Genomic DNA, 10,220 nt, shown 5'->3' with positions numbered 1-10,220 from the left:
CAGTAACCGGTCGTGGTGCTGCAGCAGTGCCGGGCCGGGGTGAGGGCGCGATTCCATCATCCCCAGCGCCCACGGATGAGCCGTGAGCACCGACCGCGCTGATCGTGCCCGGACGGTCAGCGCCTCCCGCCAGGTTCCACCGACCTCGGGCAGCTCGATCCTCTCGAACACCCAGTCGGCAAGGTCGTCGAGCAGCGCTTCCTTGCCTGGCACGTGATGGTAGAGCGACATCGCCTCAACGCCGAGCACCTTCGCGACACTGCGCATGCTCACAGCCGCAACACCCGCGCGGTCGGCTACCGCTGCGGCCGCGCCGATAACCCTGTCCCTGCTCAGCGGTGTGCGCGGCGTCATCCACCCATCCTTGCGCACTTACGCTCGTAAGGCTACTCTGGCGATCAGTCCTTACAGTCGTAAGTTCATCTGAAAACCTGGGAGGTCCGCCATGTCCAGAACCAGTACCATCCGAACGAGCACCCCGAGCCGGCTCGACAGTTCGCCGATCCCCGTGCAGGCCAAGCTCGCAGCGGCCTGGACCAGCCTCATGTTCCTCGTCATCTACATCGACTACTTCCACCTCTACCAGCCCGGCGAAATCGACGTAATCCGGGGTGGCGTCATCTTCGAGTTCGACATCACCGGGACATTGATGTCTATTTTCTTCGCGATCATCGCGATTCCGGCCCTGATGGTGGCGCTCTCCATGGCGCTGCCGGCCCGGGTGAACCGTGCCGCGAACCTTGTCGTGGCAACGCTGTACATCCCCGTCATGGTGTTCAACGCGGCAGGGGTTTCCTGGGACTGGGCCTTCTACTACGGCCTCACCATCGGAGTCGAGGTGCTGATCCTGGCCTTCATCCTGCGCTCCGCCTGGACATGGCCTCGAACCCCCGTCGTGGGTCCGGTGTCGCGCGGGGGGATCACTGGCAGCAGAAACTCTTGATTGAGGTTTACAACGCTGGTAAGTCATGACCAAGTCGCCTTTTCTCACAGCGAACCTCGTCAGCGGACTTGCCGGGGCCGACCACAGTGCCGTGAGTGACGCCGGCTGGGTTCGGCAGCTGAATGGTGAAGGGCTGGTCCCAGGATCCTCGTCTCCACAGGATGTCTGGGAGCCTGCGCCCACGGCGCGGTCGCCGCCGTGGCGGGCCGCGACGGAAGCACCGGAATGACCGGGCCGGCTGTCTGGCTGGGCGGTATGGACCAACCCGACGCCCATCGATGGGCCGGCTGACGACGTCCCACCCGCATGAGGTGCCGATAGCCGGACGAACTAGGCTAGCGAGCATGACGGTCGAACAGGTTGAGCAAGGACCGCGCCGAGTCGCGCGCGCTGTGGACGTGCCGGCTTCGTCCGACGACGTCTTCGCGTTGGTGGCTGATCCGCACCGCCACGGTGAGCTGGACGGCTCGGGCACCGTCGGCGACACGGTGTCGGGGCCGCGGCGGCTCAGCCAGGGCGCACAATTCTCGGTAGCGATGAAGCAGTTCGGCGTCCGGTATCGCATCAGCGGCACGGTGACGCGCTTCGAGGACGGTCAGCTTGTGGAATGGCGTAGCCCAGCGGGCCACCGGTGGCGCTGGGAACTCACGCCGCTCACGCCCACGTCTACGCGCGTCACTGAGACGTTCGACTACAGCACCGTCCCCGCCGTACAGGGCAAGGTCTTCGAGTTGCTCGGAGTTCCTCGGAAGAACGCCGCCGGCATCGAAGCCACCCTGCGCCAACTCGCGTTGCGTTACGCCCGCGCTTGACGTGACAGTGCTCACATCCTGACTGAACGCCGATAGCCGAATCCGCCGGACCGGGTGCACAGGTTGTTCCCGTGCTAGTCACCGTCGGCGAGAGCGCGTGCGGCGCGGCTGCCTACCGAGGCGCCGTAGAGCGCGAAGGTGAGCATCCCCGCGGCACCGATGAGGATCGATGTGAGCACAATCGGCATGGGGACGGGGAGGACGGAGGGCACGGCGGAGGCAATCGAGCAGAAGCCCGCCCATTGTGTTGGCCGTTTCGCCGCCACATGTGCGGCGAGCCACGCACTGTCGCTTGCCATGGTCACGGGAAGGCGTATGCCGGCGAGCCGATTGCGTCCAAGACGTCCGCTGGCTGCAGCCTGCGCCATCCACAGCATAAGAATGCCGCTGCCAACCACGGTAACGAATAACACCACTCTGACAATCGCCTCTTCGCCCATAGTTTCACTCTATGTATGATCTGCGTCCGGGCGGAATTCGCAGTACTGCAGATGCCGGTGGCCTACCTTCCTGGCGGGGTTCACCTAGTTGGTACCGGTTGGCCGTCCGTCAAGCAGATTTCTGGTGAACATGGCAATGTCGTCCCGAAGCCCGGCGTATGCGTTCTCGACGGGGCTCTCCGAGCGGACGAACGTGTCCACAGCCTCCAGGGCTGAGGTGATGATCGCGCGAGGTGACCGCACTTTCCATGACTGACCTTCCGCGATGAGATCCTCGATAGTGATTGCAGCGTGCACATACTTCCGGTTGATGGCCAGCGCCATTTTTCCGTCGCTGTCGAGGTGAGTTTGCGGCACAACATCGTATGCCGGGGTAATTCTTGTGCTGCCGTCATGCAGGTGGAGCATGCTGATGTTCTTGCCGTGCATATCGAGGTTGCCCACAGCCTGCGAGACGGTAAGGAGTCTAAGGAGCTGGTCAACGGAGGCCCGGTCGCCGTTGCGCCCCAAGACATCAGCTACTCGCTTGAGTGAGATTTTCCCACCGAACTCCTGGTATTTCTCGTTCTTCGATGCGCCCAGGGCTTGGTTCATATCTTCCTGGTGGATGCGTCCCTGCGGCGCGTCAGGTGACCTGTCGTACCGCTCGATCACGAGGCCGCGGACCCCGCTGAAGTCTTCGATCCATGTATCGAATGTGGTGAGGCCAGCGGCTTTGGCCGCACGGAAGCCGTACTCCTCGTCGAACGTGATGCTCGGATAGCGGATGGACGGCGGCTTGATGATGTGAGTGGACGGATAGCCCTCGAGAACTTGGAACCAGTGACTCTCCTTCCGCGCTAGAACGATCTTGTCTTGCACGCCGGCCAGCGAAGTCCGGCCGGACTTCGGCCGGTTTCCGAGAGGGGCGGCCTGCGTGTTGGCGAGCATCCGGCCAACCCCGGCCGCGTCCACCTGGGCCAGGTCAGGCTTGCGTGGCTCGCCCGGCGCATCCGGGTCATAGATCTGAACGGCACCAGCGACGTCTCGACCGAACTGGGCCAGCAGCGGGATGACGTCATCAGTGGAGACTCTGATCTCAGCGGCGAGATTGTCGAGAGCGGTGCCCTCGGGAAGGAGCTCGGCGAAGAAATTGCGGCGGCGCGCGGCCCTGCTGCGGTTGGCGATGAGGTCGAATGGAACCGACTCGGAGAGAATCGTGCTGCCTAGCCCAAATGTTTCGATGGCGTTCTTCGTCGCGATGAAATCAAAGGTGCGGCGCTCGGCGCCGACCAGGTGCCCCACCAGCTCGCCGTAGAGTTCCACGCGCAGGTCAGCCATTGGTGTTTTCCGCGTTGTCGTGGAGGGGCTCATTCAGCGAGTTGTCGATCTCCATGTACATCCGGACGCCGGTTTCCCGCATGATCGCGAAAATGCGTTCGAGGATGATCGTGTTCTTGCCCGATTCCAAACCCCAGATGTATTTCTGGTCGGTTTCGAGTCTGTCGGCCAGTTCGCGCTGCGTCAGGCCGCTGACAAGGCGGCCTTGCTGCAGCATCCGACCTAGAGCTTCGGCGCTTTTCACTTCTCCGCGTGCTGTCATGACAGTTTCCTCCTGACGGTCTTATTCCCTTCACATTATTTGACGTTTTTATTGCCGTCAAGTTATTCGATGGTCTTATTGCCGTCAACGTGCGATTTCCTTGTAGGGGCTGGAGAATTCTGGTTGACGGGTCCGCCCGTCAAGGTGAATTCTGCCGTCATGAATGAATTTCTGATTGGGTACGCGCGCGTATCCACAAATGAGCAAGACCTCACCGCCCAACAAAACGCCTTGGAACGACTGGGCGTTAGACCGAACCTGATCTACACCGACCATGGCCTTACGGGAACAAACCGCGCGCGGCCTGGGCTGCGCGAAGCCCTCGCGGCCTGCAGAAGTGGGGACACGCTCGTGGTGGCCAAACTAGATCGTCTGGCCAGGTCGCTGCGAGATGCAAAAGACATTGTCGATGAACTGACCGCCAAGGAAGTCAAGCTCAGCATCGGCGGCTCCGTGCATGACCCCACTGATCCGGTCGGCCGGCTTCTCTTCAACGTCCTGGCCATGGTCGCGGAATTCGAGTCGGACCTCATCCGTGCTCGAACGCGAGAGGGGATGCAGGTGGCGAAAGCGAAAGGCCGTTTGCGCGGAAAGCCACCGAAGCTCTCCCCAGCCCAGCAGAAGCATCTGATGGAGGTATATAACGCTGGTACGCACACAACGGCAGAGCTTGCCGAGCTCTTCAATGTCGCCCGCTCCACCATCTACCGAACCATTCAGCGCCAACACCGAGCCAATGGCTAACAGGAAGGAAGGTTCGCGCTGCAGGACGGTTCGTCCTGCGACGCGAACCTTTACGCGACGATGCTGGAGCTGTGGGTGCATCTTGTAGTCGAAACCAATGTGACGTACAATTTTCTGTACGTGAAGGGATCCCAATGCGTACCATGACATATTCAGAATCCCGGGCGAAGTACGCCGAGACGCTCTCAGCAGTGGTGAATGACCGAGAAGAAGTTGTTATCACTCGTGCAGGACACGAACCCGTGGTCATCGTCTCGCTCGACGACTACGAGTCGCTCAAGGAAACTGCCTATCTGCTGAAGAGCCCCGCGAACGCGCGCCGCCTCCTCGGATCGATCGATCGGCTCGAGGCCGGCCACGGCACGCAGCACGACCTTGACGAATGAAGTTGATCTGGGACGAGGATGCCTGGGACGACTACTGCTGGTGGCAGACTCAGGACCGCAAGATCCTCAAGCGCATCAATACGCTCCTGAGCGACGTTATTCGCAACGGCAATGAAGGCATCGGAAAACCCGAAACCCTCAAGCACGGCTTCCAAGGGTATTGGTCACGTCGGATCACAGACGAACATCGCCTGATCTACAAGGTCGAGAACGACGAAGTCCGTATCGCCGGATGTCGATACCACTACGGGCGCTAGCGCAGGCTTGTTGGCGGAACGGTTACCGGGACACTGTTGGTTGGATCGGGCGCGTCGTGGGCGGGCGATGCCGGCAAAGGCCGTAGACGTTAGGGGCTGCGTCAGGACGACGTGGATCGTTTGAGTCTGGCGCGGACTCCCAGCTGCTCTGGCGTATAGAAATGTTTGCAGTTAAACTTACGTATAAGCACTTTGATACTCGGAGAAGGGCGGCCCCACATGGCGACGATTGATGATCTGCCCGTTCGGGTTTTCAATGCGGCTGTGGCTGCCGACGCGGGTTTCGGTGTGCGAGAGTTGCGTCGGCTTTGCGAGAGCGGTGCCATCGACCGCATCGGCAGGGGCTTGTACCGCAGGGCTGATCTTCCGCCTGCGAACCTGGACCTGATCGAGATCGCTGCCCGAAGGCCGGACGCGACATTGTGCCTCACGAGTGCATTGGCGCACCATGGCCTCATTGATGCCATCCCCGCGCGTATAGATATAGCCCTGCCTCGCGGCGCCCGGTTCCCGCGCACTCAGGCCCCGGTCGCCTGGCACCACTTCGATCCGGAGACATTCACGCTCGGACGCACTGAACTGAACATTGATGGAACCGACGGGACCATTGGCCTGTATTCGCCTGAGCGCTCCATCGTCGATGCTTACCGGCTTCGTGGCCTGGAAGGGTATGAGATCGCTCCGGAGGCGTTAAAGAGTTGGCTCCGCAAGAGCGGATCCCACCCGGCTTCCCTGATGGCCATCGCCCAGCAGCTTCCCCGAGCGAGCGGTCCGCTTCGGCAGGCTCTGGAGCTGTTGTCGTGAGCATGGCGTCGCAGCTCTACGCTGCGCTTCAACGGCACGCCCGAGAATCGGGTCGGCCGGTCACTGAGACGGTCACCCTCTACGCCATGGAAGCGTTCCTGGACCGATTGGCTCAGACTCCGTATCGAGAGGATTTCTTCCTCAAAGGCGGAGTACTACTGGCCGCTTATCACCTTCGCCGCCCGACGAGCGATATCGATATGGAGGCCGTCAACTTCCAAGTGGTTGCCGCACATCTGCTCGCCGTTGTCCGTGCTGTGGCGGCGGTCCCCGTCGATGACGCCTTTGTCGTCGACCCGGTCCGCACTGATGTTCGCACCATCCGTGAGGGCGATGACTACTCGGGCCTCCGCGTCAAGATCTTCGCGCAGGTGCACAACAGTGCGATGTCGTTTCATTTGGATATCAGCACGGGTGACCCGATTTGGCCGGATCCGCGCGTTGTCACGGTTCCACGTATCCTCGGCGGTCAGTTTGAAATGCTGGGATACCCGGTGGTGATGGTTGTCGCTGAGAAGGCAGTCACGATGCTGACGCGTGGTGCGACGAGCACCCGATGGCGCGATGTCGTGGATCTCCGCAATTTCTCGATGACACAGGACTTCCTTGCTGGTGAGGTTCAGGGCGCTGCGCAGCGCGTCGCCGACTTCCGCCAAGTGCCACTGGCCTCAATCGCGGTAGCCACGGCGGGTTGGCCCGCACTTGCTCAGACGAAGTGGGCGGCATGGCGGCGCAAGCTCGACCTCACGGACCAATGCCTGGAATCGTTTGAAGAACAGCTGGCGGAAGTCGTCCAATTTGTGGATCCGGTATTCACTGGTGCTGTGAGGCCGGATGCGGTGTGGGACCGGGCTATCAAGGGGTGGCGTGCGAGTTGAAGTGATGCGCCCGCACTCGAACCTTGTGCGGACAGTCTGCTTTGCCGTGTGGGCGTTTCGGGTGTCACGAACGTTAACGCCCAGTACTGCGAGGACAGCTTGCAGACCGGAGAGTTGCATAGCCGACAGCGCGGCCGAGCTGGGTACTACCGCGTGAAGTTGTTCGGATCCTGGTGGTCCTTCTTCACCAGGTAGATGGCATAGCCGACAGCGAGGGCGATGAAAGCGGCCCCCACCAGGTAGGAGTTCGCGAGAACCATCCACAGGACACCGACCGCCGCGAAGGCAACAATAACGAAGATGGACCCTGACTGACTGATTTGTTTGGTCATAGTGACGCACCTCCCCACGCTGTTGAACCGGCCCCGGCAAGCGGGACCCCAAGAGGCAATCCACCGCGGATGCCCATACTGTAGCCCTCTGGGGCTGACGATCTCGGCTTCACCACGATCTAGCAACCTGCCGGCAAGACGTGTCTTGGTCGGAAGGAACCGCGGGCAATGACGGCGCCGCGCTCCTTGCTCGACATAGTTCAGTCCGAAGTGGAAGCTACCGGTCGATCTAAGCCTGTGAATGGCTGCATCGAGTTCCGATACTCTCCTGCTCTGCCCGACTGAACGACGGTTGCGCCGTATCCGATCGCGATGCCGGCCAGGGGCAGGTCGAGTCTGTCCGCCTCCCGGCTGGCGTCTCCTGATGAATCCAGGGTGCGATCCTCCATGGTCAAGTACACCCACTGAACTCCGTCTGTCGCCGTCGCGCTTTGAAACCAGCATTGGTCTTGCCGGCCGACGCAATACTCCGGTAAAACGTCCCGCACGAATGGTCCGAGACCGGCATCTTTGGCGGTCTCGCTGGCTGCGTCGAGCACCGTCTGCCACTGGCTTGCGTCGGCGATCGAGTCGGACCTCAACTCACAACAATTTATGGTCGTGAGCAGCGAGTCGCCCCCGTACCCGTTACCCTCCTGCGGGTACCAATTCTCATCCCCGAACCACGCGCTCTCTGGTTCCGCGGCATTGAGATCTGCTCCTGACGCATCGGAGATGGTCACGCGAAGGGCGTCCATGAGCTGGCGCGCCCCGGGTTCGAGCTCCGCTTGGTCGGGGTACTCGAGCAGCGCTTCACCATCTTGACCTGCTTGCGCCGGGTAGTCCGCCCAGTCAACGGTGACCGTCTCACCGGAGCTATCGGTGTAGGAAGAAGTCGGTGAGGCACTCCATGCGCTGCATCCTGTCAGCAGCGCCGCCACGACGAGCAGCACTGCTGCGCGCGGCAAATCGGTGAGGGTCAAGCGCATCATGCCTGGAGGTTACCAGTACAGAAACTGTTAGAAGGGGCAATGACGCACCGGTCGGGTTGCTTCGTCTGAGTATGCGATTTTCTCCCTGTGCACCCCGCTGCCGTGACCTAACCGTTCCCTGCGGGTTTCGACACACGGAGGTTACGCGACAAGTGAAATGCCCAACGTCGTGATGCTCCAAAGAGGAACCTTCAACGGGCGAGATCGCAAACAGCTCGAGGCCGCTAGCGATCGCTCACGCCTACTTCGTTTGGTTCGGGTGCCTCGTGAACACGTTGACGATCTTCACTGTTTTGCCCTCGATGTAGAACCAAATGCGTGCACCCCCAGAGAGTTCGTACTGCCATTGATCGTGTTCGACGCCGTCACGAACAATAGTTGCGAGTTGGCCCTTGAGCTGGTGGCATTTGGGGTCCGACTGGTTCGGGGCCTTGGTGAGCCGGTCCCAGGCGTCTGCGGCTGAGCTTTTCTGGGTAGCGACGATGTCGCGCCATCCAGTCACGGCTTGACTCGTCACATGCTCGATGGCGAATTCTGATGATTTGAGGGGGCGAGCGACGGGCCCCTTCTTTGGGGCCATTAGGCGCGGGGCTTCTTGACCGCCACAGGTTCACGGAGCCAATCCGGTTCTTCCTGTCCCCAGTTGGCAGCAACAGCCTCCGCGGTGTTCTGCCACGCCTTGATCTCAGTGAGTATCCGCCCCGGCTGATTCACAACGAATGCACCGCGAGCCGTGTCGATGATGTCCTGTGCGCAGGTTCGCTGGTCCTGAACGCTGAGTAGCTTGATCCAGGGAAACGGTCGGGCGAGGCGATCCTCTAGCGTGCCACTGTCATCCAGTGACACGGCGATCAGCTGTGCGGCGACCTCGAGGATCCGTTCATGGGCAGCCGTTTCACGTTTCGTGGTGAGAACCAACGTTTCGCCATCGCGCCGAGTGACCTCGACGGGTGCTTCCTCAGCGGCAGCGAAGACCGCTGCAGAATTACGGGACAGTTCCGACGATTGCACAACGCGTCGTTCTGCAGGGGTGAGTGTTATTGGCGCCATGAATCGAGTCTATTCCGAATGTGTTCTGAATTCAACGTCAGCCGGTCGGACGACTGGGTGCGTCTCAGAGTTCATGTCCCAGCGCCCGGAGCCGAACCCTCTGCGAGACCTGTGTCGGCGATTCGGCGGCGACTTCGGATGGGGCCAGGCTACTGGGGTGTCGGGAGCGTGGTTGTCCAATCAGTTCCTGAAACCGCTGCCGTCAGCGGTGCACCGGATGGCAAGATGTGGTCAGGGGGTATGACATGATCACGCGCTGCTTCTTCACGGGGCTCACTATCGCAGCATCCGCCGCACTTCTGGTCGGTTGCGTTCCACAGTCAGACCACATCAGTGCTCTCGACCGCGAACAAGCTTCCGCTGATCAGCTACCTGCGATCGTGTACGCCGACAGTGGGAGTGACATTGACGCCAGCACTACTCGGCTCCTGTTGCAGCAAAACGGGAACAAGTACTTCGCAGCGAGACCCGCTTCGAGCGAGGGTTTCTGCATGATCATGTACGCGTCGGATGAAGTGTGGACAAGCTCGTGTGCTGGCGGGCTGCCGATGGAGCTGGCCATTCAAGGGCATGGCTCTGCCCAGCTCGTTGCAGATTCAAGGACTTTGGCAACTGACGAGTGGGTGAAGGCGGCGGATAACCTCTACATCGGGAAATAGAGTCATGGCAGCGGTGCTCTGACAGAGTTAACGGCACCCCATTTGATTCGCATCGGTGTTTCCAGGCCAACCCTGTGCGGTCGCTTCCCGCGACTTGAGGAGCAAGTCCCGGCGTGCGCATTGGGATGTGGTTGCATGGCCAAATGATAACGAGGGGATGGGCGGCTACCGCGTTGTGCGGGCTGGCCATCTTCATGGCATTGCCGCCAGCTGCGGCGATTTACGCGGTCCGAGATCCAAGCTATTCGTGCCTTGTGGACGCACTCCCGGCGTCTCGCGAGAGCGTAGACCCCGGACAGCCGATCGTTGGTCGGATCACGTTGATCCCGCTGGGGCTGCAGTGCGAATTCACGTCCATGACC

The 10,220-nt window shown here is 61.1% G+C and carries 16 protein-coding genes; 8 read left to right on the top strand and 8 right to left on the bottom strand.

The window, feature by feature from the left end:
• Nucleotides 1–354: TetR/AcrR family transcriptional regulator (locus tag E3T49_RS01175; protein ID WP_134422707.1), on the bottom strand; the 354-nt coding region annotated here is incomplete at its 3' end.
• Nucleotides 355–445: 91 nt separating this feature from the next.
• Between E3T49_RS01175 and E3T49_RS01170 the strand changes: the two genes are divergently transcribed.
• Nucleotides 446–943: a DUF6326 family protein gene (locus E3T49_RS01170; RefSeq protein WP_134422705.1), complete on the top strand. Its 498-nt coding sequence runs from the start codon at nucleotides 446–448 to the stop codon at nucleotides 941–943.
• Between the two features lie 344 nt (nucleotides 944–1,287).
• Nucleotides 1,288–1,755, top strand: a complete 468-nt coding sequence (locus E3T49_RS01165) for an SRPBCC family protein (RefSeq protein WP_134422703.1) — start codon at nucleotides 1,288–1,290, stop codon at nucleotides 1,753–1,755.
• 74 nt (nucleotides 1,756–1,829) lie between these two features.
• On the opposite strand, the gene E3T49_RS01160 is transcribed toward E3T49_RS01165, so the two are convergent.
• The 3 genes from E3T49_RS01160 to E3T49_RS01150 form a co-directional block, all read right to left on the bottom strand.
• Nucleotides 1,830–2,195 carry an SdpI family protein gene (locus E3T49_RS01160; RefSeq protein WP_134422701.1) on the bottom strand — a complete coding sequence of 122 codons (366 nt, stop codon included), beginning with the start codon at nucleotides 2,193–2,195 and terminating at the stop codon, nucleotides 1,830–1,832.
• A gap of 84 nt (nucleotides 2,196–2,279) precedes the next feature.
• Nucleotides 2,280–3,515 carry a type II toxin-antitoxin system HipA family toxin gene (locus E3T49_RS01155; RefSeq protein ID WP_134422699.1) on the bottom strand — a complete coding sequence of 412 codons (1,236 nt, stop codon included), beginning with the start codon at nucleotides 3,513–3,515 and terminating at the stop codon, nucleotides 2,280–2,282.
• Entirely contained in the window at nucleotides 3,508–3,777 is a 270-nt protein-coding gene (locus E3T49_RS01150) for a helix-turn-helix domain-containing protein (protein ID WP_134422697.1), read from the bottom strand. Before E3T49_RS01150 ends, E3T49_RS01155 begins: the two co-directional genes overlap by 8 nt.
• A gap of 159 nt (nucleotides 3,778–3,936) precedes the next feature.
• Here E3T49_RS01150 and E3T49_RS01145 point away from each other — a divergent pair, with 159 nt between their 5' ends.
• From E3T49_RS01145 to E3T49_RS01125, 5 genes are all read left to right on the top strand, one after another.
• The gene (locus E3T49_RS01145; protein ID WP_134422695.1) at nucleotides 3,937–4,521 is read left to right on the top strand and encodes a recombinase family protein; all 585 of its coding nucleotides are present in this window, start codon (nucleotides 3,937–3,939) and stop codon (nucleotides 4,519–4,521) included.
• Between the two features lie 134 nt (nucleotides 4,522–4,655).
• Entirely contained in the window at nucleotides 4,656–4,907 is a 252-nt protein-coding gene (locus tag E3T49_RS01140; RefSeq protein WP_134422693.1) for a type II toxin-antitoxin system Phd/YefM family antitoxin, read from the top strand.
• Nucleotides 4,904–5,164 (top strand): Txe/YoeB family addiction module toxin, encoded by a 261-nt coding sequence (locus E3T49_RS01135; RefSeq protein ID WP_134422691.1) that lies wholly within the window; start codon nucleotides 4,904–4,906, stop codon nucleotides 5,162–5,164. The genes E3T49_RS01140 and E3T49_RS01135 overlap by 4 nt, the downstream gene beginning before the upstream one ends.
• A 219-nt stretch (nucleotides 5,165–5,383) precedes the next feature.
• Complete coding sequence (locus E3T49_RS01130; RefSeq protein ID WP_134422689.1) at nucleotides 5,384–5,968, top strand: type IV toxin-antitoxin system AbiEi family antitoxin domain-containing protein; 585 nt, start codon at nucleotides 5,384–5,386, stop codon at nucleotides 5,966–5,968.
• 86 nt (nucleotides 5,969–6,054) lie between these two features.
• Nucleotides 6,055–6,846 (top strand): nucleotidyl transferase AbiEii/AbiGii toxin family protein, encoded by a 792-nt coding sequence (locus E3T49_RS01125; RefSeq protein WP_166785436.1) that lies wholly within the window; start codon nucleotides 6,055–6,057, stop codon nucleotides 6,844–6,846.
• A gap of 146 nt (nucleotides 6,847–6,992) precedes the next feature.
• Here E3T49_RS01125 and E3T49_RS01120 read toward each other — a convergent pair whose 3' ends face one another.
• The 4 genes from E3T49_RS01120 to E3T49_RS01105 all read right to left on the bottom strand — a co-directional run bounded on the left by E3T49_RS01120 (nucleotide 6,993) and on the right by E3T49_RS01105 (nucleotide 9,199).
• Nucleotides 6,993–7,178, bottom strand: coding sequence for a hypothetical protein (locus E3T49_RS01120; RefSeq protein WP_134422685.1), 186 nt, complete (start codon nucleotides 7,176–7,178; stop codon nucleotides 6,993–6,995).
• A gap of 200 nt (nucleotides 7,179–7,378) precedes the next feature.
• Nucleotides 7,379–8,149: a hypothetical protein gene (locus E3T49_RS01115; protein WP_134422683.1), complete on the bottom strand. Its 771-nt coding sequence runs from the start codon at nucleotides 8,147–8,149 to the stop codon at nucleotides 7,379–7,381.
• 241 nt (nucleotides 8,150–8,390) lie between these two features.
• A complete protein-coding gene (locus E3T49_RS01110; protein WP_134422681.1) occupies nucleotides 8,391–8,729 on the bottom strand; it encodes a hypothetical protein in 339 nt (112 codons plus the stop codon).
• On the bottom strand, nucleotides 8,729–9,199 hold the full coding sequence (locus E3T49_RS01105; protein WP_134422679.1) for a prevent-host-death protein: 471 nt from the start codon (nucleotides 9,197–9,199) through the stop codon (nucleotides 8,729–8,731). Before E3T49_RS01105 ends, E3T49_RS01110 begins: the two co-directional genes overlap by 1 nt.
• Nucleotides 9,200–9,444: 245 nt before the next feature.
• On the opposite strand from E3T49_RS01105, the gene E3T49_RS01100 reads away from it, so the two are divergent.
• A complete protein-coding gene (locus E3T49_RS01100) occupies nucleotides 9,445–9,858 on the top strand; it encodes a hypothetical protein (protein WP_134422677.1) in 414 nt (137 codons plus the stop codon).
• Nucleotides 9,859–10,220: the final 362 nt, after the last annotated feature.

The organism is Cryobacterium cryoconiti (assembly GCF_004403065.1).
GTDB lineage: Bacteria > Actinomycetota > Actinomycetes > Actinomycetales > Microbacteriaceae > Cryobacterium > Cryobacterium cryoconiti.
The sequence above is the reverse complement of the archived record's forward strand: the minus strand, read 5'-3'. Positions and strand labels throughout refer to the sequence as shown.